We start from the raw sequence: 22,534 nt of genomic DNA on the forward strand, positions 1-22,534 counted from the left end.
CACCAGGGAGACCAGTCATGACCATCGCCAATCTGCTCAAGGGCCACGAGAAGGACCTGGGCGGCGGCTTCGTGGTGCGCCGCTACCTGCCGTCCGCCATCAAGCAGGCGGTGGGGCCGTTCATCTTCTTCGACCATTTCGGTCCGGTAGAGGCGCCGGCCCACGCCGACCACGACGTACGTCCGCATCCGCACATCGGCCTGTCCACCGTCACGTACCTGTTTGAAGGCGCGATGGACCACCGCGACAGCCTCGGCACGTTCCAGCGCATCGAGCCGGGCGCCGTCAACTGGATGACCGCCGGGCGCGGCATCGTCCACTCCGAGCGCACGCCGCAAGACCTGATCGACATCCCGCACCGTACGCACGGCCTGCAACTGTGGGCCGCGCTGCCGGTGGCGCACGAAGAGGACGAACCGGGCTTTTGCCACACGCCCGCCGCCGATATTCCGCAATTGGCCATCGACGGCGCCGTGATCCGGGTACTGGTGGGTAGCGCGTTCGGCCAGACTTCGCCGGTCAGGACCTATAGCCGCACGCTGTACCTCGACATCGTCCTCAAGGCCGGCCACGTGCTGGCGCTGAACGGCTTGCCGGAAGAAGCGGCGATCTACCCGATTAGCGGCGCGGTGGAAATCGACGGCGCTCCGCTCGCACTGCACAACATGGCGCTGCTGGCCACCGCCGAGCAGCAGCGGGTAAAAGCCACGGACGATGGCGAAGCCCACTTCGTGGTGATCGGCGGCGAACCGCTGGACGGCCACCGCTTCATGTCGTGGAACTTCGTTTCGTCAAGCAAGGAGCGCATCGTGCAGGCGGGGGAAGACTGGGAAGCGCAGCGCTTTCCCAAGGTGCCGGGCGAGACGGAATTCATTCCGCTGCCGGTCAAGAAGCCAGCACCAAGTTACCTCTAGAGCGCCGAAAAAACCTCCATAGCTGCGTTGCAGCCACTCGCCGTACTACCGTACTGTCTTCGTGGCTGCGCCTTGCTCTGGAGTTTTTTTTCGCTTTAGGCGGTGTGGGCGTCGTAGGCGCGGTTTGAGCCGTTGCGGTAGCCGTCGCTGACATCGCCGCCGGCGGTGCGGATGATCCAGTGTTCGGGATACGCATCGCTGGCAAATCGGCTGTGGCGCGGCACGCGGCTCAGTTTTTCCAGCGACACCGTGGGCGCCAGCGCGGTTTCCTTGCCGGTCAGCTGGTCAAGGTGCCAGAAACCGCCAGCGCCATGGAACAGCAAGGGCAGCGCCGCTGCATGGGGCGCAGCGACAAAGGTCTTGACCGGGAAGCCGGGATGGGTGTCGGGCGCCAGCACATAGTAGCACTCGGCGCTGGCGCCGTGGTCGATACGGTGCAGGATCACGCCGTGCGGCATGATGGCGGTGACCTGCAATACCGCCACGCCCTTGATGCTGGCGGTCAGCTCGATGCGCATGCCCAGCCGCAGCGCGGTGGGCTTGTGCTTGCCGGGCCATACGCCATCGAGCAGGATGCCGTAGCGCGACACGTCTTCGATTTCAAAACCGGCGCCCGCGCGGCGGATCACTGCGTGGCGGCCGGACAGGCGGCGCGTGAGGCCGTTGGTGTCCTGGCCGTCGGCCGAATAATGCGTGAGCAGCGCATGCGCTTCTGGATCGACCAGCTCGAACCGGCCGAATACGCATTCCTCGACCGCGAACAAACGGATCTGGCGCTGGGCGCCTGCCTCGGGTGCGGCATTGACCAGCGAGGCCGCGCAGCTGGCGTGCGGATGCACCGCGCCGGCCGCCGGCATGTCGATCTCGATCAGGTCCTCGTCCCAGGCGATGGTGGAAAAGCCCAGGTCCACCTTGCCGGCCGGGGCGTTCAGGTCGAGGTGGGCGATGCCGGCATTGCGGGCAGTGACGTCGATATCGAGGCTGTCGCCGCCGCTGGCGCTCACGCGCGCGATTGACGCGTCGTCGGCCATTACGCGCACGTTCTTGTGGGTGCTGAGGAAGATGCGGTGGATTTCGGTGAGCGTGGCGTCCAGGCGCGGCACCAGGATCACGAAGGTGCACACCCATTTGCGCGGCGCCTGACCAGCGTGCTGGCTCAGTACTTCGATGCTGATCTGGTACTGGCCATGCTCCTTGTCGCGCGACGAAAACTCGACGAACACGGGACGCCAGTCGCCGCCGACGGCACGCACGAACTGCTGGCGCGCGGCGCCGTGGGGGATCAATTCGGATTGCAGCTGCAAGGCCAGTTGCGGCGCGCTGGCCTCGGGCATGCCGCGCAGTTCCATTTTCAGGGTTTGGCGGCCACCGGCCGCGCGCGGATCGAAGCCGCTGATGTGCAGTTGCGGGCGTTCGGCCTGGGCGCGTTGCAGCGGTCGGGCGTAGCCGGCTGGCGAAGTGGAAGCGGGAGCGGCAGAAACCCCATGGACGTCACCCAGCGTCGTTACGGGCAAGCCGGAACGCGTTGTGCGCATGGCGCTCAGCAGGGCGTAGCTGGAGGAATCGGCTTGGGCGTGGCCGCCTTCGCAAGCTTGATTTCCTGGCATGACCCAATGAGTGCAGTGCGGGTGCTGGGCATTACTGCATTTTTTCATGACAAATCAACCGATGGGATACCCGCCAGTTTATGCGGTTTCGCCGCGCATTGCCATGCAAAGGTGCATCTGATCCGCATATTTTTGCAGACTGCTGTCCGCTGCGGACGCGCTACAACAGATCACGCGCCCGCACCATGTTCAGTTGTCACGAATGCACGCCGATTGATGCAACCGGCAGTGCCGTTTCGTCAATGTTTTCGCGCGGGCGCACGGCCGGCGCGTGGAAGCGCAGCACGATGGCGGTGACGTTGTCGATGTGCAGATCGCGCGGGGGATGGTCGGCGTACTCGCCAAACAGCGCGTCGAGCGCGGCGCCGGACGTCTGGCTTGAGCGCGCCATCAGCGCTGGCCAGCGCGCCGTCCATTCGAGCGGCCGGCCGCACGACCAGAAACCGTCGGTGGCCAGCAGGTACAGCGCATCCTCGCGCACGTCCAGCTGCCGGCGGTCGCCCAGGTCGCGCAGGTACGGTGGCAGGCGCTGCGCGTCGAGCGCCATTAGCGGGTCCTCCAGCACCTGCGGATTGCCGAAGGCGTTGCCGAGAATGTAGGCCTGAGAGATTTGTGGCCGGTGTTCGCCATGCACCTGCTGCCACCATTCCTGCTCGCCCAGCAAACCATGCATGGCGAAGCAGGTGGCCGGTACGTGGTCCACCGTCAGCGGGCGCGCGGCCAGGGCCGAGATTTCGTACAGGCGCGAGTCGCCGGCGTGGAACAGCAGGGGCGCGCCGCCGGGTGCGATTTCCAGCAGCGTGAGCGTGGTGCCGGGCCGGCGCAGGCTGTCGCCGGGATGGCGAAAGCGCTGTTGCAGCCCGCTGTGCAGGGCGTCAAGGCGCTGGTCGAGCTGCGCCTGGGTGCTGCAGGCCGGCACGCGCAGCAGCCCCTCGGCCACCGCCTCGGCGGCCTGGCGGCCATGACCATGGCCGCCCATGCCGTCCATGACCGCCACCCGCACGTGGCCGAGCGGCCAGCCAGCCACCATCACGCTGTGCGGCGCCTGGTCGCGCAGAAAAGTGGCGCGGCCGGTGGCGTCGATCAGCAGCAGGTTGTCCTGGTTCTCCGGCGCCTGCGACGCGCAGATGCTGGCGCAGCTGCGCGCGGCGATATCGAGGCCGGGGCCGAAGTCCAGCGGGTCGGTGATGCGGGTCATCGTGGCGGGCGCCGGGGCGCGGGATGCGAAAGACCACAGCTTAGCTGAAAATCCCGGCGCGGTCCCGGCGGCGGTACAGGTCCCGGTTCCGGCCCCGCTTCCGGCGTGACCGCCGGAATGTGCGCCGGCGCATCGGGCCACGTCTTCGGCCATCATTCCGGGCGCGCCGCTTCATCGCTGCGGCGCAGCCACAGGCTGCTAGCCCAGCCCGTGCTTTGCTGACCGTTGACGCTGGCCGTGACCTGCCACCAGTCGCCGTGGCGCTGGCCGGTGGCGAGCACGGTGGCGCCGGCCGGCACGGTGAGCAGGCGCGGCGCATCGACGCCGGCGCTGGCGCGCAGGTTGAGGTCGCGGTGCACCTGGAATGGTCTGCCTGGCTCCCTGACGCCAGTTTCGGCGCCGCGCCGGGCGCTGCTCGGGCCAGCCGCCATCCCCGACGTGGGGGCGGTGGACGCCGAACGCTGCCGCACCGTTGAGGCTGCGGCCACCGGCGACACTGGCACCGGCGCCGCCGCTACTGGTAACCCAGCCATTGGCAAAGCCAGCTCGGACAACGGCATCGCAGGCAACGCCATCACGGGCAACGCCACCACAGGCGCCGCCGCCAAAATCAGGCTGCCGAAGCCCCACGCGCCGGCAGCGGACAGGCCCAGTGCGCGCAAATTCGGCCGGCGCCACCAGCTGTGCGGCGTCAGCCACGCGCACAGGCTCCAGGTGAGCGCCAGGCCGGCCGCAAAGGCCCCGGCCGTGTACAGCGTGGCGGTATGCATGGTAGCTCCCCTCAGGCGTCGAAGCGCAGCACGTAGTGGCCGGCCACCAGGTGGTGGCCGTGGGGCAGCAGGTAGAGACTGTCCGGACCGGCGGCGTCGATCATCGCCACGAACGCCATCCGTTCGTCCAGGTGATAAAGCGCCTGGCTGGCCGACAGGCGGCCGATCCGGTAGCCGTGGTCCGTGGCTTCGAAACTGAAGGCGTTGCGCGACAGGCCGATGCGGTCGGCGCTGGCGGCGCCCGGCGCACCGTCGGCGCGGCGGATGAAACGCGGCGAATCGAGCACGCGCAGTGCCGCCAGCATCGCCGCACTGCGACCGAACGTGAAGCGCGCGCCGCTGGCCACCGCCGCGCCCACCGGCTGCGCCAGGCAAAGCAGCGCGTGGTAACGGTCGGCCATGGCCGGCGCGGCGGGCAGCAGGCGCATGGTGCGCGCATCGACCGGGGCGAAGGTGGCAGGCGCGGTGATGCGCTGCCGGCCCTCTTTTGTTGCGGCGTACAGGTGGTCGGCGGCGTCGATGACGAAGCTGATGGCGGTGTCGCTGTGCGCGCCGGCGTTCAGCATCAGCGACCGGTCGAATGGCAGCTCCAGCGCCTCGGCGCCAGTGTCGCGGTAGCGGCTCAGGCGCGGCAGGGCAAGCGCCACCAGTTGCACCCGTTGCTGCGCCAGCGGCGCATAGGTGGCGTCGCTCTCTCCCGGCAGTGTGGCCGGCGCCGTTGGCCGGTGGCTGACCGGGATCGAGGTGGGGTCGAGCGGCAAGCCGTCGGCGCGGCTTTGCCAGACGGCTGGCCGCGCAGTCCTGCCCGGTGCTGCATGTGCCGGCGTGCCAGCTGGCGCCGGCATTGGTGAATGCGCCTGCATGGACATGGGTACCGATGCCGGTACTGGCGCCTGCATTTGTACGGACATGGGCGCTGGCACCGGCAATGGCAGCGGTTCGGCGTCAGGGGCCGGCAGGGAGCTGGGCATAGCTGCGGGCATGGCCGGCCTGGCTGCGGCCAGCTCGCCGTTACGGACGATTTTCAGCAGCAGGCGCGGGCCGCCGCCGTCGATCTCGCGCAGCGATTTGATGGTGTAGTAGCCGCTGCGCGGATCGTAGCGGCAGTCGAAATCGCCGCGCGGACGCATGTCCACCACCGGCACCGAATCGGGACCGTCGTTGATGACCAGAATGGCGCCGTCCGGGCCGAACGGCCAGTCGGCGGCGCCCTGGCCCGCCTGTCCGCCGATCAGGGCCAGCCGCTGGTGCGGGTAGATCGGGCACACCGGGTGCCAGATCGCGCTGTCGCGCGACACGCTGACGTCGTACAGCACTTTTTCGCCAGGCGCGGGCAGGTACACGGCATGGCCGAAGCGCACTTCGATTTCACCCGGTGCCAGCGATTCGGCGCCCACCACGTCGTAGCGCACCTGGTCGCCGCCCAGCAAATCGCCGAAATCCTTCTGGTGCAGCGTGGCGAGCGTCTGCGCCAGGTCGCGGGCGCGGGCGCCGCGCGTGAGGTGGTAGTCGTCGTCGACATCTTCCTGCGGCAGCACCAGCGTCACGTGCGAAAAGCAGCGGGTAGGGGCGCGGCCGCGATGTTCGCGAGGGCTGCGTTCGAGCAGGTCGCGCAGCAGCGGGCGGCGCGAGAACAGCGCCAGGCCCGGCGCCTGCCAGATCGCTTCGGCATTGAAGACGTCGGGGATGCGGCCCAGGACTTCGTGTTGGACGTAGATCGGCATGGTCATTCTCCTTCTAAAATTGGTGCGCCGGCGGCATCGAACGCTAGCAGGGGGCAGAGGAAAAATAGCAAATGGCTGCCGCCGGCCGACAGGAAGCTCATGGGCTGGCCCATGATGGGGAAGATCGCCAGGTTGGTGCCCCACGACAGCAGGAAGTGGCCGAGCACGAAAGCCCCGCCGCCGCACAGCGCAAAGTAGCGAAAACGCGCGGCCCACGCCTGGCGGAAATTGCGGGCGGCGGCGCCGCTGCGCCACGCCGCGCGTGCCGCCAGCGCCATCCCTCCCAGGAACGCCGCCTGCGCGCACCACAGCAGCAGCGCGCCGGCCAGGCCGTGGCGGTTGATCAGGAACGAGGCGGCAAAGTCATCCTGCACCGCCGGGATGCGCATCACGTCGCCCGCATTCTGACCCAGGCCGCGCAAGCCGAACCACCAGTCCGCACCGAGCCAGCCGCCCTCGCTGATGGCGCGCGCGCCCAGCAGCAATTGCTGGCCGGTGTGCGGATGGCCGGCCGGGTCGAGCCATACCAGGAAGCGGTCGGCATAAAAGCCCCAGCGCACCAGGTCCTCGCTGCCGGCCAGTCGTAGCCAGGCGATGACGGTCACCGCCAGCAGCGCAGCCAGCAGCAGCGCGGCTGCCAGCAGGCGCTGGCGCGCCAGCAGGGCATAAGAGAAGGTCATGGCCACGCACCACACCAGCAGCAGGATCAGCGGCGAAAAGTCGTCCACCTGCACCAGCGCCAGTCCGAGCAGCGCCAGGAACAGCAGCGCCGGGGCAATCAGCCGCAGCCAGCGCGCGCCGTGGTCGGCCGGATGCGGCGCGTCGCTGTGCCAGCCGAAGCGCAGCGCCAGGCAGTGCGCAGTGAGCGCGGACAGCGCCAGCTTGGCCAGTTCCACCGGCTGCAAGTCGGACACGCCGCCTTCGTCTCCCCATAGCACCTGCGCGGCCAGGCCGGCCAGCGCCACCAGGGCAAAGCCGGCCAGCAGCCATTCGATGGCCCGCTGGTCGAGGCGCCGGCCGTGCAAGGCAGCGTGGCGGAACCACAGGCGCAGCAGGCCGCCGGCGCCGCAGCCGATCGCCAGCAGCGCCGCGCTTTTCTGGTAATAGCGCAGCCACGTGGTTTGCGGGGCGCCCAGCCCCATTTCCAGCTGCACCAGCAGGCCGGCCGCCAGCAGCACCACGGCAGCTGCCGTGAGCAGGGTGAGACGGCCGGGGAGTACCAGCCACAAGCCCAGCGCCCAGGCGCCCAGCAGCAGCGGCAGTGCTGCGCCGGGAGACAAGCCGGCGCGCTGGGCCAGCAGCGTTCCCGCACCGGCCACCAGCAGCAGCGCCGATGCCGCCACGGCGCCGCCGGTGCGCGACACCACGGTGGTGCCAGCGATGCCGGCGAGGGCCGCCGCGACCACCAGCCACGCCTTGGCGCCGAGATCACCGCGCCATAGCTGGCGCGGTTGCCAGTCCCATGTCACGGCGACGGGCAGTTTTAAATCCGGGGCGGCTTGCAGGCCGACCTGGCGGCCCGGTACCAGCGTCAGGGTGCGCGCACCGCCCGTACCTGCATCGACCTGAAAGCGCGTGTGGCCGGCGATCAGCGCGGTGGCGCCGGTCAGTGGCACTTCCTGCCGGCGCAGGTCCAGGCCACCGACCAGCACGGCCGCGCGTTCGCCATCGGTGCTGCCCGGCGTCAGCTGCAAGCGGCCATGGCTGCGCGCCAGCAGTGCCGCGCCGGGCGCCACCCGCTCCACGCCGAGCCGGTTGCCGCAATACAGGTTGCCGCCAAAGGCGAGCGGCCGGGCGATGGTCAGCACGCCAGGTGCCAGGCGGTTCCATAACGCCAGCGCGCGCGTGGAGAAACGCGCATCCGGACAATCGGGAAGGGCGCGACCGTCGCGGTACAGGGTGGCGCCGTCGTAGCGCCATTGATTGCCGTTGCGGGTGAATTCCACACTGCCGGTGTCGGCGGCGGACACCTGGAAGCGCGCGCCATCGACCTGGAACCCGGCGCCGGGCGCCAGCGTGCTGCTGCCCAGGCGCTGCTCTTCGCCGCCGCGCAGCACCACGACCTGGCGTGCTGCGGAGAGGTTGCGCAGCATCCAGCCGTCGCGCGGATCCAGGCGCAACGCCAGGTGCTGGCGGTCGGCGTGCGGCGCGGCCAGTTCCGTTTGGCCCAGCACCACCGTTTCGCCGGCAAGGGGCGTGACGTGGATCGCCGCTGGCATCCAGGCCGCCGGCGCGCGCAGCAGGGCCAGCACCTGCAACGCGCACAGGCCGGCCAGCAGAGCCAGGGTGAGCGCCATGCCAAAGTGCCGGACAGTCAGGTGGCGCAGCCGGGCGCCGATGGTTGTAGTCAGTGGTGGCGAAGGCAGACGTGCTCGCGACGGGTGAGACAGACGGGCCTGCAACAGCATGGAGGTCAGCGCCGACCGCCAGGTCGCGCGCCGTGGCAGCCCAGCCGAGGGAGCAGACCGCAATGTCCGCCCCATCACGCCGCCACCGCCGTCAATCCGCACGCCTGCGCGACAGCATCCAGCATGCGGCTGATCTGCAAGGCATGGCGGGGGCGCTGGGCCGGATCGCCATGCAGCAGCGCGCGCAGCAGCGCCACGGCCGGGTCGCGCGCGGCAAGTGGCAGCAGCGATGCGAAACGTGCTTCTTCGTCGGCGTGCAGCGTGGCGGGGATGGCGCCGCCATGGGTGCGCCGCAGCACGTCGGCACCGGCCGTGTGGTGGGCGCGGTAAGCGTGGCCGCAATCGCTGCAAAAGCGCAGCGCCTGGCCGCCCGTGATCAGAAAATAGAACATGGCGCCCAGCGAAAAATAGTCGCTGCGGGCGCTGCTGGTGTAAGCGCCATCAATGGGGAAAAACTGTTCCGGCGCTTGCCAGTTGGCGGTGCCGGCGTACGAATGCTGGCGCGCTTCGCCCAGCAGGCGGTTGGTGCCGAAGTCGGCCAGCTTTACCGTGTTGCGCTGGCGGTCCACCAGCACGTTGGCCGGTTTGAGGTCGAGGTAGCGCCAGCCGTACTGGTGGACCTTGGCCAGCGCCTGGTTGATCTGCGCCAGCCATTCCAGCGCGCGCGTGATCGTTAGCTGATCGGCGGCGTCGCGCAGCGCCGTCATGTGCTTGCCCAGGTCGGTGGACATCAGTTCGAGCGCCAGCACCGGCAAGCCCTGGTGCCAGCCACTGTCGAGCAGGCGCACAATGTGGCGGCCATCCCAGGGCGCCAGCGACTGCAGGAAGGCGATTTCGTTGGCGGCGCTGCCGGTCCAGCGGTCGCGCTGCGCGGGCTGGGCGCGGTCCATCTGCTGCTGGTTGATCAATTTGACCGCCACGTCGCCGGCGCCACGCGGGCCGCTGGCGCGCCATACGTGGCCGTAGGCCGAGCCGCCGATCTGCTCACGCAGCCGGTAATGGCCCCGTTCCATCGCGATGATTGCGTCTGCTGTCGTCATGATCCCCCCGTTGGTGTCGATTAGCGGGGGGCGACGAAAAAAAGCCCCCGGCGATGGCGGCGGGGGCGTGGAGACTCAAAGCTGATGCGGCTTAACGGCGATATCCGTCGTAGCGATCGTGGCGATCATGACGGTAATCGCGGCCACCACGGTCATAGTAATAATCGCGGCGCACTTCGCGGTATTCGCGATAGACCGGGCGTGGCGGTTCTACATAGACCACGCGTGGTGGCGGCGAGTAGTACCGTGGTGGCGGCGCGTAATAGGTGCGCGGCGGTTCGTAGTACACCGGTGCCGGCTGCGAGTAAACGCGGGTTTCGACGTAGCGGTCGTCGCGACGATAGCGGTCGCGGGAACTCAGGCCGTTGCCGACCGCCGCGCCCACCAGGCCGCCGACGATGGCGCCGTCACGGCCGCCGGCGCTGTTGCCTATCGCGGCGCCGACCACAGCACCGGCCACCGTGTTGAACTCACGGTCGCCTGCGTAAGCCGCCGACGATACTGCGGCTGCGGCCAGTAACGCGGTGCCCATCAATTTTTTGATCAACATGGTAATCCCCTTGCTGCGGCGCGGATCGGAATGATACGTCTGCCGGTAATGTCACTATAAAGCGTCAAGAAAATCACGCAATCAGTTAAACACCTGCTTACAATCAAGACGGGTTGTAACAATTAGCTTACAAGCGGGCTTACAAACGCGCTTACAAGCGACGTTCTGCCCACTCGGGGCGCAGCAGGCTGAAAATGCCCACGTCCTGGAAGCGGCCATTGATGAAAAAGCTCTGGCGCAGCAGCCCTTCGGCGGTGAAGCCGCATTTCTGCGCCACCCGCACCGAGGCCTTGTTCTCGGGCGCCGTCAGCAGTTCGAGCCGTTGGTACTGGTGGACATTGAACAGGTAATCGACCAGCAACTGGCACGCTTCCGTCATGTAGCCGCGCCCGGCCAGCTTCGGCTCGAACAGGCGGTAGCCGATTTCACGCGTGGTGGGTGTGCGGCTCTTGAAGTGGGTGATCACGCCGATCACGTGGTGCAGGCTGTCCTCGATCACGAACAACTCGCTGTCGTCGGTGACAAAGCCGTGCTGCAAGAATTCGCGGCGCAGGGTTTCGGGCGACTTGAAATGGGTGGAAAAATGGTCGCCGCGCGATGGCAGGTCGTTGACCAGGGCGATGAAGGTATTGAGGTCGGTGCCGATCACGTGGCGCACGATGCAAATCTGACCCTTGAGCATAACGGTTTTCCTTCTTGCTGTGGACGATCATCTTATTCCAGCGCCCTTGACAAATCAATGTGGATGACAAGCGCGACACGATCGGTTATCGTTGAATATTAACTTGCAATCCATTCACTTTTTACAGGGCCCGCATGAAATCCGTCTCCGCATCGAAACTGACCATCCTCGCCAGCAGCCTGTTGATTGCTTCGGCCTTCGCTTCCGCCACCGCATGGGCGGCGTCGGCCAACGATCCCGCCACCCTGGCGCAAATCCGTGACAGCGCGATGAAGGAGGACTGGGCCTACGAGCGCCTGGCCGACATGACCGATTTGATCGGCCCGCGCCTGTCCGGTTCCGCCGGCGCCGCTGCCGCCGTGGAGCAGGTGGCCGACGCCATGCGCAAGATCGGCGCCAAGGTCTCGCTGCAGCCGGTCAAGGTGCCGCACTGGGTGCGCGGCGAGGAAAAGGCGCAGCTGGTCGATTACGCCGGCCGGCCGTCGGGCATCACGCAAAAGGTCGTGCTGTCGGCATTGGGCGGTTCGGGCGCCACGCCGGCTGCCGGCCTGACCGCGCCGGTGATCGTGGTGCGCGATTTCGACGAACTCAATGCGCGCAAGGCGGAAGTGAAGGGCAGCATCGTGCTGTTCGACGTGGCGTTCGACGACGAAATGGCCAAGGGCGGCCAGGCCGGCAAGGCCTATGGACGCGGCTCCAACTACCGTGGCAACGGCCCGCGCGTGGCGCAGGAACTGGGCGCGGTGGGTGCGCTGGTGCGCTCGGTGGGCGGCGCCGACTTCCGCCTCACCCACACCGGCAACACCGGCCTGGTGGACGGCAAGCGCATTCCGGCCGCCGCCGTGACGGCGGAAGATGCGATGCTGATTTCGCGCCTGCTCAAGCGCGGCGCGGTCAAGATGCACCTGACGCTCACGCCGCAAAACCTGCCCGACGCCGACAGCTACAACGTCATCGCCGACTTCCCCGGCACCGAAAAGCCGGAAGAAGTGGTGATCGTCTCCGGTCACCTCGATTCGTGGGACCTGGCCACCGGCGCGCACGACGACGGCGCCGGCGTGGCAGCGGCTATGGCCGTAATCGATACGCTGAAAAAACTCAAGCTGCAACCGCGCCGCACCATCCGCGTGATCGCCTGGATGAACGAGGAAAACGGCACCCGTGGCGGCAAGGGTTACTTTGAAGTGAACAAGGAGAAGGTGGAGCAGCATTTCGCCGCCATCGAATCGGACAACGGCGCCGGCCGCCCGTTCGGCTTCATGGGCAGCGTGCGGCCGTCGATGGTGAAGTATTTCGCGCCGCTGCAAAAATCGCTGGACCAGATTGGCGCCGGCGTATTTGATCGCCGCGACGTGGCCGGCGGCGCCGACATCATGCCGCTCGAGCGTGCCGGCGTGCCGTCGTTCCAGCCGCTGGTGGACTTCACCAACTACTTCAACTACCATCACACGGCGGCCGACACGCTCGACAAGGTCAATCCGCTGGACCTGAAACGCCAGGTGGCGGTGATGACGTCGCTGACCTGGTACCTCGCCAACATGGACGAGAACATCGGCCGCACGGTGGTGCCGCAATAATCAGAAGCAATTGAGCGGTATCTTCAGGTACCGCACGCCGTTCTCCTCGGCGTCGGGCAACTGCCCGGCGCTGATATTGACCTGGATCGCCGGCAGGATCAGCACCGGCATGTCCAGCGTCGCATCGCGCCTGGTGCGCATTTCCACGAACTGTTCTTCCGTCACACCGTCGTGGATGTGGATATTGTGCGCGCGCTGTTCGGCCACCGTGGTTTCCCATGCTGCGTTACGCCCGGCAGGCGGGTAGTCGTGGCACATGAAAAGCCGCGTTGCCGGCGGCAGTGCCAGCAGGCGTCGCACCGACCGGTACAGCGTGGCAGCGCAGCCGCCGGGAAAGTCGCAGCGCGCCGAACCCACGTCCGGCATGAACATGGTGTCACCCACGAATACCGCGTCGCCGATCCGGTACGCCAGGTCGGCCGGCGTATGGCCGGGCACGTGCAGCGCGTGCACTTCCAGCGCGCCGATGGTCAATACCTCGTCCGGTTCGATCAGGTGGTCGAACTCGCGGCGCACGCCCGGCGCTTGCGGGAACACCCGCGCGAACGCCCGCTGCACTTCGGCGATGTGGCTGCCGATGGCGATGCGGCCGCCCAGTTCCTGCTTCAGGTAGGGCGCCGCCGACAGGTGATCGGCATGGGCATGGGTTTCCAGCAGCCAGACCGGGTTGAGGTGCTGCATGCGCACGAACGCGATCACGGCATCGGCCGAGGTGGTGGACGTGCGGCCCGACCTGGGATCGTAGTCGAGCACCGAATCGATGATGGCGCAGTCGGTGCCATCGCCTGCGTGGACGACATAGGTGACGGTGCCGGTGGCCGCGTCGAAGAACGCTTTGATCTGTGGATTCATGGCGGGCATTATAATAAAATTTCATATCAAGGAAAGGCCTGGAAGGTTTTTTGATGTTTCCCAGGCCATCCGTGCGCAAGGCGGCGCGGCCTTCATGATAGTCTGCATAGCCATCAATAGGAGCCAAGCATGGACACAAACATGGACAAGATTCACTACAAGGGCTGGGAAATCGTTCCCACCGTCCTGCCGACTAGCGACAATAAATTTACGGCCAGCTGCGACATCGAGCGCGCCAACGCCGACGGCGTTGAAGTATTCGAGGGCGCCACCATGCAGTTCGTACGCGATACCGAAGACGACGCCATCACCGCCGCCTGCGAAGAAGCCATCCGCCAGATCGACAACATCATCGCCAATCCGCTGGTGCGCCTGGCCTGACGACAGCGGCGCGGCCATGCGGGAAGCACGCCTCCTGTGATAACATGGCCGTATGACCGTCTTCTTCCGTTCCCTCATCGTGTACTGCATGCTGCTGGCGCTCCCTTACCAGGGTTACGCTGCGGCCGCGATGATGGCGTGCCTGCCTTCCCCGGCTACGGCTACCGCGGCGGCGGACGCCCACATGGTCATGCCGGCCGGTCCCCATGACCACGCAGCCATGATGGCAGCGATGGAACAGGCACACTCCGAACACGCCGCGCAATCTTCCGCGCAATCTTCCGATCACGCGTCTTCTCACGCCGGCCACACCCACGGCAGCGCCAAGTGCGGCGGCTCCGCCTGCTGCGTTGCTGGCGCCCCGGTACTGGCCGATCTGCTGTCCGTGCCGGTGCTGCCGGCCGTCTCGAGCGCGGTCGCGTTCTATGCCGGCTACCTCCCTGCGGTCGATCTGGCCCACCCCGAACGTCCCCCTCAGGCTTAAGCCGCTTTCCCGCGACAGGTCCGTCCACGGCCTGCGCCATCCCTGATATTGCCGCGACAGATCCTGCCCGGAACCTCTGCGCGCATACCATTCATACTATTTATAAAATCGAGGTGTAAGACATGATTTGTCTGCATAAACCTGGCGGCGCGATTGCCATGGCGGCGGCGTTGCTGCTGTCCGGCTGCGCGTCGCTGTCCGGCGATGGCGGCTTCAAGGCCGCCGCCGCCGTCAGCGAACAGCGCACCGGCGCACCGGCCAGCGTGGCCGGCCGCCTGCCGCAGAATGACGACGATGGCCGCGCGCTGGCCGCCGTGATCGAGCAGAAACTGGCGCAACCGCTGACCGCCAACGACGCCGTGCACATCGCGCTGCTCAACAACCGTGGCCTGCAAGCGACCTACTGGTCGCTTGGCATCGCCGAGGCGGACCTGGTGCAGGCGGGACGCCTGCAAAATCCGGTACTCGATTTCAAGCGCAGCCACGGTGGCGGCGCGCTGGAAATCGAACGCACGTTGACCTTCAACCTGCTCGGCATCATCACCGCGCCAATGGCCGGCCGCATCGAAGGGCGCCGCTACGAGCAAAGCAAGCTGCTGGTCGCGAATGAAGCGGTGCGGGTGGCGCTTGATACGCGCCGCGCCTGGGTGGCTGCGGTGGCAGCAAGCCAAAGCGCCGACTATGCCCAGCAGGTGGAAGCATCGGCCCAGGCGAGCGCGGAACTGGCGCAGCGCATGCGCGACGCCGGCAACTGGAGCGCCATGGACGTGGCGCGCGAACAGGCCTACCACGCCCAGACCAGCGCCGACGTCAACGCGGCCCGCAAAGGCGCCGTGATGGCGCGCGAAAAGCTCACCCGCCTGATGGGACTCGCTGGCGTGCAAGCGGCTTATAAACTGCCGGGCCACTTGCCCGACCTGCCCGCGGTGCCATCCGAACTGGCTGACATCGAACAGGTGGCGGTCAACGAGCGGCTCGACATCCAGGCCGCCAAACTCGATGTGGCGCACACCGCCAGCACCCTGGGTCTGACCAAAACCACGCGCTTCATCAATGTGCTCGACTTGGGGCTGGTGGCCAACAGCGAAGGTGCGACCAACACCCGGGGCTACGAGATTGCGCTGGAAATTCCGCTGTTCGACTGGGGTTCCACTCGGGTGGCCAGGGCCGAAGCGACTTATATGCAGGCCGCGAACATGCTGGCGCAGACGGCCATCAACGCTCGCAGCGAAGCGCGCGAAAGCTATGCCGATTACCGCGCCTCGTACGACCTGGCGCGCCACTACCGCGACCAGGTGCTGCCGGCCCGTAAAAAGCTGGCCGACGAAACCCTGCTGCGCTACAACGGCATGCTGATGAGCGTGTTCGAACTGCTGGCCGACGCCCGCGAACAGGCCAGCGCGGTGCGCGGCTACATCGCCGCCCAGCAGGACTTCTGGACCGCCCAGGCCAACCTGGAGGCCGCACTCGGCGGCCGGCTGCCGGCGCAAACCATCCACCAAGAATCGAAGCAAGGAGACCAACCATGACTACCCGCAGATCGTTCCTGAGCGGCGCCGCCCTGATTGGCGCCGGCATGGTGACCAAGGCCGGCGCGGCCTCGCTGCCCGAAGCGCCGGTGCAATCGTCGTCGACCACCGCGCCGCCGCTGGCTCCTCCCAACGGCCGCCCGTACAACCCGGTGGTCACGCTCAACGGCTGGACCCTGCCGTGGCGCATGAAGGACGGCGTCAAGGAGTTCCACCTGGTGGCCGAGCCGGTGGTGCGCGAAATCGCCCCCGGCATGACCGCCAACCTGTGGGGCTACAACGGCCAGAGTCCGGGCCCGACCATCGAAGTGGTGGAGGGCGACCGCGTGCGGATCTTCGTCACCAATAAGCTGCCCGAGCACACCAGCGTGCACTGGCACGGCCAGCTGCTGCCCAACGGGATGGATGGCGTGACGGGCCTGACGCAACCGGGCATCAAGCCCGGTAAAACCTTCGTCTACGAATTCGTGGCGCGCAATGCCGGCACTTTCATGTACCACCCGCACGCGGACGAGATGGCGCAAATGGCGATGGGGATGATGGGCTTCTGGATCACCCATCCGAAGAACCCGAAACAGCACGCGGTGGATCGCGACTTCGTGTTCCTGATCAGCGCTTACGACATCGAACCGGGCAGCTACACGCCCAAGATCAACACCATGACGGACTTTAATTTGTGGACCTTCAACAGCCGCGCCTTCCCCGGCATCGACCCGATGGTCGTGCGCAAGGATGACCGGGTGCGGGTACGCGTGGGTAATCTCACCATGACCAACCACCCGATCCACCTGCATGGCCACACGTTCGAAGTGACCGGCACCGACGGCGGCTGGGTCAAGCCATCGGCGCGCTGGCCCGAAGTGACGACCGACATCGCCGTGGGCCAGATGCGCGCCATAGAATTCGTGGCCGATGCGCCCGGCGACTGGGCCTTCCACTGCCACAAGTCGCACCACACCATGAACGCCATGGGCCACGACGTGCCGACCATGATCGGCGTCGATCACAAGGGGGTGGCTGCGAAGATCAACAAGCTGGTGCCGGGCTACATGGTCATGGGCGACAAGGGCGGCTCGATGGGCGACATGCGCATGCCGCTGCCGGAAAACACCCTGCCGATGATGAGCGGGGACGGCCCGTTCGGCGGCCTGGAAATGGGCGGCATGTTCACGACGATGAAAGTGCGCGAAGGCCTGGCGCGCAACGATTACAAGGACCCCGGCTGGTACCAGCACCCGAAAGGCACGGTCGCCTACGAGTGGACCGGCGAAACTCCGCCGGCGCCGCGTGCGCCGGGCGTGCCGGAGGTACCTGGGCCCAAGCCGGCGGCCGATGCCTTGAATATCAAGCGCGATGGGGGCGGGCACCAGCATCATTGAAACATGAGTTAAAGATGGCCGGTGCCCGGCCGCCGGTACGCCGGCCGCCGGTGCGCCGGCCGCCGGTACGCCGGCCGCTCAGAACGGCAGGGGGCGGGAGGTGGCGCGCCGGGTGCCGTAGCGGCGCCATGCGATCTGGTCGGTGTCGATGTCGCCGACCAGGTTGGTCGTATCGAAGTGCGCGAAAGTGCGCGAATAGCCGCCCTCGCGCGGCGATACCAGCATGATGGGCAGGGTGGGGAACACCCGCTGGGCATCGGCGATCATGCGTTCGCCGGGCTCGGGATAAGTCAGCTCCACGGGCACCAGGACCACCGCCAATGTCAGCTGGCGGATGGTGATAACGGCAGCGGTCAATTCCACTTACAGGCGGTCCTTGAAGTTGCGCGCATCGAAGCGCACGATGCGGCCGATCACAATGCAGTCGGCGCCCTTGCACGGCTCGGGGCGGAACGCCGGATTTTCCGACGCCAGGAACCATTCGCGGCGCTGGTACACCAGGCGCTTGATCACGGCCTGGCCGTTGTAATTCATGGCAAACACGCCACCGGCCTTGCGCGCCTTGTCCGCCGTGTTAATTACCACGATATCACCCTCATACATCATCGGCTGCATGCTGTCGCCCTTGATCTTGATGGCCAGCAGTGCGCGCGGCGACAGGTCGTTTTCTTCGAGCCACTGGCGCGGCACATGGTGCTGGCCATTTTCTTCGTACAGCGGCACGGTCTCGATGCCGTCGATGCCCGCTTGCAGGTGTAGAGACACCAGCTCGATCGGCACCGATGGCGGCGCCATGTCATCATCGCCGGTTACCGGCTGCGCCTCGGGCATGTCGATGCCTGCCACCGAGCGCGAAGCCTCGGCAATCTGCGCCGCAATAGTGGGGCTGAACGCATCGACCGGCACGGCCAGGCCGCGCGCAAAGGCGGTAGCGGCCTTGATGTTGAGCGGCCGCCGGCCCGCCACGTACTGCCACACCATCCCTTGCGAGCCGATGTCGAACTGCAGGCCGAACTCCGCCTGCGAGATCTTCGGTTCGCGCGCAGCCAGCAGCGCCTTGAGCCGCGCCGCGTCGTCGAGTTGCCAGGGGGCGAGGGAGGTGGTGTCAGGTTTCATGAAAGGAAGTTTAGCACGTTGTTGCACATCTGACGAGCTTTGCTATTGATTTATATAATAGCGGTGCTATTATTCAATGTGTCTTCAGCGACATTTCATCAAACCTCAAGAAAGAGCCATCATGCCCGTTCCCGACATCATCCCGTTCAGCGCCGGCGCGTTGGTTCAGATCATGGCGCTGCCAGTTGCCGCTGGCGCGGCCGCCACCGCGCTCACTTTCCTGTTCATGTGGCCGCGCACGCGCCGCGAAGCGCTGGTTCGGCTGACCTGTTCGATCTGCACTGCCGCCTTGCTGGGGCCATTGCTGCTGGTTGCCTTGCACAGCTGGTGGCCCACGCTGTTCGACTCGGCCAAGGTGCTGGCGGTGCTGTACGGCGCGCCATCCATCCTGGGCGTGGTGGCCGTGGCGTGCCCGGTACTGGTGTTGGCCGGCCTGCCCGCCTGGTGGGGGCTGGGTGCGGTCGTGCTGTGGCTGGAGCGCCGGCGCGGCAAGGACATCGGCGAGCTGGTCCATGATGCAGCGGAGGTGGTGCGCGAGGTACGGCGCGGCTGAGGACTGTTGTCGGTATGGCAGTAGCGCGGCGCTTGTGTCATAATATTGCGCTGCACTGCTCCGATGGTGAAATTGGTAGACACTGGAGACTTAAAATCTCCCGCCGCAAGGCGTGCCGGTTCGATTCCGGCTCGGAGCACCAGCCCTCATTTCAGCGGTACCTCATAAAACGCCATAAGCTCTTGAAAAACAAGGGTTTATGGCGTTTTTTGCTGTGCGCCATGGCCAACTTATGACCCTTAAAAACCACTGTTTTCTGCTACGCTTTACACAAAATTTACACACGTTTTACACAAGGAGGTTGCCATGGCAAGTTATAGCAAATCTGGAAAACGGTGGCGTGTAGCGGTGGCAGTGCAGGGCGTTCGAGATACGAAGACGTTCTCTACCAAGGCGGAGGCGATGGTATGGGCAGTAGAACGCGAGAGCGAAATCCGATCTGGCGCGACCCAACATCCAGCTGCAAGAAAGACGCTCGATGAAGCATTCGAGCGGTATCTGAAAGAGGTCTCTGTGCACAAGCGTGGGCATCGCATGGAACGCCACCGACTCGCCGCCATCGCTGGTCACGTGGTGGCTGGCAAGCGCCTGGGCGACATGCTTCTTGCCGATATCACTTCGGATGTTATCGGACAGTGGCGCGATCTTCGACTTCGGGGAACCGCTGCCGCGCGGTTCGAGGACAAGGTAAAAGGCGCGTCGGTCATTCGGGAGCTTAATCTGCTCTCGCATGTCTTCACGAGCGCGCGGCGCGAGTGGGGGTGGATGGTCAAAAGTCCCACCACCGACGTACGTAGACCGAAGGGTTCTGCCCCGCGCGATCGGCGTATCAGCGCAGATGAAATCGAGCGCATTTGCGTCGCGCTGGGATTTGACGAGGCGCCGGTGGCCTCGAAGAGTGGCGCGGTTGCAGTGGCGTTCCTGTTCGCGATCGAGACCGCGATGCGCGCTGGCGAAATATGTGGGTTGAAGCGCAGCGAAATCAAGGGGAGCGTGGCGCATCTGGCCCGCACGAAGAACGGCACCAAGCGCGATGTTCCTCTATCGATTCGTGCACTGGATCTGCTGGCATTACTTCCACCTGGCCCAGCGCTGTTCGACGTTAGCTCGGCAAGCTTGGACGCCTTGTTCCGCAAGGCGAAGACGCGCTGCCAGATCGAGGATCTGAAGTTTCACGACACCCGGCATGAGGCGATCACTCGGCTCGCAAAAAAACTCACCGTTCTGGAACTGGCGCGCGTTGTTGGACATCGGAATCTGAATGAACTGCAGACCTACTACAACGAAACTGCGGAAGAGTTGTCCAAGAAACTTCAGTAGCCATCGGCCGGGCCACTTACCTGCTTATAATTCCTGCCGATTCGGAACCGATTTTTTTTGGTCTCAGTGGTGAAGTTTGATCTCGCTTACATCGACTGCCAAGTAGAGGCCGCACCATGTCTATGTTTGCTGCAAGCGTGGCTGTGCACGATGTTTGGACGGGTGAGGATCATGAATGACACTGAATTTGTAGAGCGTCTGGCCGAAGCGCTCGCGGATATGTTAGGCCAACAATACCGCTATCCATTGACCTGTGGGACATCGGGATGATCGCGAATTATCTGAAACGCGATCCGCAAGTAGTTCGCGAGAGGATGGCCTGCCTTCCCGGATTCCCTAAAGCTATTCGCCTGCCGACCAAGACCGGCAGGGCGCAGCCGCTCTACAGCGCGAAGGAGGTGATCGAGTGGGTGCATAGCCACAAGGAGAAAAATTGAAGTCTTCCGCGCCGCATCGATATTCCTTCTTCAATCTATCTGCATCCGTTTCTGCAACGGTTTGAGAGCACGGGCGGTGCCGCCGTTTTCCGATTTGGCCAAGTTGGCAAATGAGGTAAATGGTATGTATCGTTTTATGATAGGCATTATCCAGTCCATCGACGGGTGGCAACTTACCCGCAAAGGGGTAGCCAGTCCCGAATCCGTCGTGCAATGACAATTGACTCACCTGAAACTGAGCGAAAAACTTATCTGGCCTGCCTGACCACCAGCATTCATGAGCGAATTTTGCAACGCATTTGCGCCCACAAATTGTGGCTATGGACATAAATTCTGAAGCGATCAGTTTCAGGAATGCGCCAGGGCACTGACTGCAGCACTCCTTGGAATTCAAACGCGCATTGTTGGTGCTGTCGTTCGAACCGACCGGTACCGTTGCTCGCATCCCGCGCGAACGCGGCGCCAACGCCAACTAGGTGCTCAGCTGGCGCCGCCTCTATCAACAAAAGCGCCTCGACCTGCCTGCGTGGATGCGCGGCGATGGTTTGTTACCGGTGGTGCAGGCTCCGACAGCGCCTGCTCCAGGCAAGGCGCCGGGGACGATGCCAACGCCACGATCGCGCTTGAGGTGGATGGGTCCCGGTAAGAATCAAAGGCCTACCTACCGCGGCAGTCTGGCAAAGGTCTTGATGGAGTGCTGCAATGATCAGCTTGCCAGCCGGCACCAGTGTCCGATAGACGCCGGCACCACCGACATGACCTCCAGCTTCAACGGGCGGCAGCCAACGTGTCAACAGTGCTGGAGGAAGGTTCGTTCTCCGCACAAATATTTATGTTCCGTGGACGTCGCGGGGACATCACCAAATTTCGGTGGTGGACCGGCAGCAGTGGTTTGTGCCTGCTGGCCAAGCAGCTTGAACTCGGGCGTTTCATCCGGCGCAGGTTAGCAACGATTCGGTGGCGCTGACGCAGGCGCTATCGGTGCGGCTTGAGGGCATAGAGTGGCGACGGCTGGTACGGACCTGGAAACCCGAACGTCAGCCTTTTAAACGATCCAAGTATGGCGTGAACTTAGCGCATGCACGGCCCAAACGGCTTGCCCGACGATATTGCCATTTCGGATACGCCCCAAAATATTTGCCGTATCTTGTCTGAGTGACGTCGTTGCCGATGACAGCAACGCTTTGCATGAAGTTCTGTTTAGCGCCTCCGCGGAGCGGCGCGCGGGTGCCACGGGCATCATCACCCGCTGCCGCGAAATCGGCAGCCCTTCGAGCGACCTGTGGTACTGTACGAACATACAGTTAATTTGAGGTGTTGAAGTGAAAGTATGGGCATGGCGGCGGCGGGATAGTGGCGTGATGTTGCCAGCCGCCGAGCAAATTGGCGATCCTCTGCATTCGCTGGAGTTAGTGGTGGTCGAGGTGACCGATCAGGGCCGGCGGCGGCCCACAAAGGTTGCTCGCCTGGTTCCACCGGGCAGCCGAGTTGCGGTCGCGGAGCTCGTTTCGGCAAAACTGGCCTGGTTCAATACGGACAAGTTCGTGCTGAGCGGGGAGGATTGCTTAGCCTGGGAACGTAAAACGATGCATGCATCGCAGTCGTGGTTGTGCCAGTTCGACGTGCCAAGCAAGGAGGCCGTGTTCAAGGTATGGACGAGTCATCAGGAGGGCGTGGAAATGTCGCGCCATCGCGTTCTAAATAGCGGCCCTAATTTCACCGCGTCGAGCATTGGGGTGAGTAGCATGATGCACGAGCAGCTCGGGCGGCACACCACGCAAGCTTTGGTCAGGCGCGCTACCACCACTCATCTGGCATTGCTGGACTGCGACATTGCCTGGATGTCGGAAGAGCGGTTCTGTCTGACAGGATTCCAGCACTATCCGCAGAGTGAACAGGCACCGGCTCGATTGCTCAGGCAGGGCTGGTTCTGTGAGCCAGACATTCCCGTTCTGCCAGCCGCAGTATCGGAACGGCTCTTGCGCAAGATGTCGTTACGATGAAATGTCCGAC

22 protein-coding genes and 1 tRNA gene are annotated in these 22,534 nt (G+C 65.2%); 12 read left to right on the top strand and 11 right to left on the bottom strand.

Annotated features, from left to right (window positions below; translation table 11 throughout):
- The first annotated feature begins 17 nt into the window (after positions 1 to 17).
- A complete protein-coding gene (locus SR858_RS09525; protein ID WP_019922528.1) occupies positions 18 to 914 on the top strand; it encodes a pirin family protein in 897 nt (298 codons plus the stop codon).
- A 95-nt stretch (positions 915 to 1,009) separates the two neighbouring features.
- On the opposite strand, the gene SR858_RS09530 is transcribed toward SR858_RS09525, so the two are convergent.
- The 8 genes from SR858_RS09530 to SR858_RS09565 all read right to left on the bottom strand — a co-directional run bounded on the left by SR858_RS09530 (position 1,010) and on the right by SR858_RS09565 (position 10,893).
- On the bottom strand, positions 1,010 to 2,521 hold the full coding sequence (locus SR858_RS09530) for an FHA domain-containing protein (RefSeq protein ID WP_019922529.1): 1,512 nt from the start codon (positions 2,519 to 2,521) through the stop codon (positions 1,010 to 1,012).
- A 196-nt stretch (positions 2,522 to 2,717) separates the two neighbouring features.
- Complete coding sequence (locus SR858_RS09535) at positions 2,718 to 3,719, bottom strand: hypothetical protein (RefSeq protein ID WP_019922530.1); 1,002 nt, start codon at positions 3,717 to 3,719, stop codon at positions 2,718 to 2,720.
- Positions 3,720 to 3,871: 152 nt separating this feature from the next.
- Positions 3,872 to 4,489: an SH3 domain-containing protein gene (locus tag SR858_RS09540; protein WP_026637409.1), complete on the bottom strand. Its 618-nt coding sequence runs from the start codon at positions 4,487 to 4,489 to the stop codon at positions 3,872 to 3,874.
- 11 nt (positions 4,490 to 4,500) lie between these two features.
- Positions 4,501 to 6,213: a hypothetical protein gene (locus tag SR858_RS09545; protein ID WP_026637410.1), complete on the bottom strand. Its 1,713-nt coding sequence runs from the start codon at positions 6,211 to 6,213 to the stop codon at positions 4,501 to 4,503.
- Positions 6,214 to 6,215: 2 nt separating this feature from the next.
- Positions 6,216 to 8,510: an FtsW/RodA/SpoVE family cell cycle protein gene (locus SR858_RS09550; protein ID WP_019922531.1), complete on the bottom strand. Its 2,295-nt coding sequence runs from the start codon at positions 8,508 to 8,510 to the stop codon at positions 6,216 to 6,218.
- Between the two features lie 185 nt (positions 8,511 to 8,695).
- Entirely contained in the window at positions 8,696 to 9,661 is a 966-nt protein-coding gene (locus SR858_RS09555; RefSeq protein ID WP_040377825.1) for a serine/threonine-protein kinase, read from the bottom strand.
- Between the two features lie 91 nt (positions 9,662 to 9,752).
- Complete coding sequence (locus SR858_RS09560) at positions 9,753 to 10,211, bottom strand: glycine zipper domain-containing protein (protein ID WP_019922533.1); 459 nt, start codon at positions 10,209 to 10,211, stop codon at positions 9,753 to 9,755.
- Positions 10,212 to 10,362: 151 nt separating this feature from the next.
- Positions 10,363 to 10,893, bottom strand: a complete 531-nt coding sequence (locus tag SR858_RS09565; RefSeq protein ID WP_019922534.1) for a GNAT family N-acetyltransferase — start codon at positions 10,891 to 10,893, stop codon at positions 10,363 to 10,365.
- 134 nt (positions 10,894 to 11,027) lie between these two features.
- Between SR858_RS09565 and SR858_RS09570 the strand changes: the two genes are divergently transcribed.
- A complete protein-coding gene (locus SR858_RS09570; protein ID WP_019922535.1) occupies positions 11,028 to 12,470 on the top strand; it encodes a M20/M25/M40 family metallo-hydrolase in 1,443 nt (480 codons plus the stop codon).
- On the opposite strand, the gene SR858_RS09575 is transcribed toward SR858_RS09570, so the two are convergent.
- Entirely contained in the window at positions 12,471 to 13,322 is an 852-nt protein-coding gene (locus tag SR858_RS09575) for an MBL fold metallo-hydrolase (protein WP_026637411.1), read from the bottom strand. It lies immediately after the preceding gene.
- A 129-nt stretch (positions 13,323 to 13,451) separates the two neighbouring features.
- Here SR858_RS09575 and SR858_RS09580 point away from each other — a divergent pair, with 129 nt between their 5' ends.
- The 4 genes from SR858_RS09580 to SR858_RS09595 all read left to right on the top strand — a co-directional run bounded on the left by SR858_RS09580 (position 13,452) and on the right by SR858_RS09595 (position 17,095).
- The gene (locus SR858_RS09580; protein ID WP_019922537.1) at positions 13,452 to 13,703 is read left to right on the top strand and encodes a hypothetical protein; all 252 of its coding nucleotides are present in this window, start codon (positions 13,452 to 13,454) and stop codon (positions 13,701 to 13,703) included.
- 52 nt (positions 13,704 to 13,755) lie between these two features.
- Entirely contained in the window at positions 13,756 to 14,187 is a 432-nt protein-coding gene (locus tag SR858_RS09585; protein WP_019922538.1) for a hypothetical protein, read from the top strand.
- 122 nt (positions 14,188 to 14,309) lie between these two features.
- The gene (locus SR858_RS09590) at positions 14,310 to 15,716 is read left to right on the top strand and encodes a TolC family protein (protein ID WP_051120331.1); all 1,407 of its coding nucleotides are present in this window, start codon (positions 14,310 to 14,312) and stop codon (positions 15,714 to 15,716) included.
- Complete coding sequence (locus SR858_RS09595; RefSeq protein WP_019922540.1) at positions 15,713 to 17,095, top strand: multicopper oxidase family protein; 1,383 nt, start codon at positions 15,713 to 15,715, stop codon at positions 17,093 to 17,095. Before SR858_RS09590 ends, SR858_RS09595 begins: the two co-directional genes overlap by 4 nt.
- Before the next feature lie 78 nt (positions 17,096 to 17,173).
- On the opposite strand, the gene SR858_RS09600 is transcribed toward SR858_RS09595, so the two are convergent.
- On the bottom strand, positions 17,174 to 17,458 hold the full coding sequence (locus tag SR858_RS09600; RefSeq protein WP_019922541.1) for a hypothetical protein: 285 nt from the start codon (positions 17,456 to 17,458) through the stop codon (positions 17,174 to 17,176).
- The gene (locus tag SR858_RS09605) at positions 17,459 to 18,211 is read right to left on the bottom strand and encodes a LexA family transcriptional regulator (protein WP_019922542.1); all 753 of its coding nucleotides are present in this window, start codon (positions 18,209 to 18,211) and stop codon (positions 17,459 to 17,461) included. It abuts the gene before it with no gap.
- Positions 18,212 to 18,332: 121 nt separating this feature from the next.
- Between SR858_RS09605 and SR858_RS09610 the strand changes: the two genes are divergently transcribed.
- The 6 genes from SR858_RS09610 to SR858_RS09630 all read left to right on the top strand — a co-directional run bounded on the left by SR858_RS09610 (position 18,333) and on the right by SR858_RS09630 (position 22,524).
- Positions 18,333 to 18,764, top strand: coding sequence for a hypothetical protein (locus SR858_RS09610; protein WP_019922543.1), 432 nt, complete (start codon positions 18,333 to 18,335; stop codon positions 18,762 to 18,764).
- Between the two features lie 57 nt (positions 18,765 to 18,821).
- Positions 18,822 to 18,906: transfer RNA gene (locus tag SR858_RS09615), tRNA-Leu, on the top strand.
- A gap of 164 nt (positions 18,907 to 19,070) precedes the next feature.
- The gene (locus SR858_RS09620; protein ID WP_019922544.1) at positions 19,071 to 20,084 is read left to right on the top strand and encodes a tyrosine-type recombinase/integrase; all 1,014 of its coding nucleotides are present in this window, start codon (positions 19,071 to 19,073) and stop codon (positions 20,082 to 20,084) included.
- Between the two features lie 266 nt (positions 20,085 to 20,350).
- The gene (locus SR858_RS09625) at positions 20,351 to 20,521 is read left to right on the top strand and encodes a hypothetical protein (RefSeq protein ID WP_322534536.1); all 171 of its coding nucleotides are present in this window, start codon (positions 20,351 to 20,353) and stop codon (positions 20,519 to 20,521) included.
- Positions 20,522 to 21,248: 727 nt separating this feature from the next.
- Positions 21,249 to 21,488, top strand: a complete 240-nt coding sequence (gene tnpB, locus SR858_RS27740; protein WP_407654694.1) for an IS66 family insertion sequence element accessory protein TnpB — start codon at positions 21,249 to 21,251, stop codon at positions 21,486 to 21,488.
- Between the two features lie 391 nt (positions 21,489 to 21,879).
- The gene (locus SR858_RS09630) at positions 21,880 to 22,524 is read left to right on the top strand and encodes a hypothetical protein (protein ID WP_154819892.1); all 645 of its coding nucleotides are present in this window, start codon (positions 21,880 to 21,882) and stop codon (positions 22,522 to 22,524) included.
- The last annotated feature ends 10 nt before the right edge of the window (positions 22,525 to 22,534 follow it).

Source organism: Duganella zoogloeoides (genome assembly GCF_034479515.1).
Taxonomy (GTDB): Bacteria; Pseudomonadota; Gammaproteobacteria; order Burkholderiales; family Burkholderiaceae_D; genus Rugamonas; species Rugamonas zoogloeoides.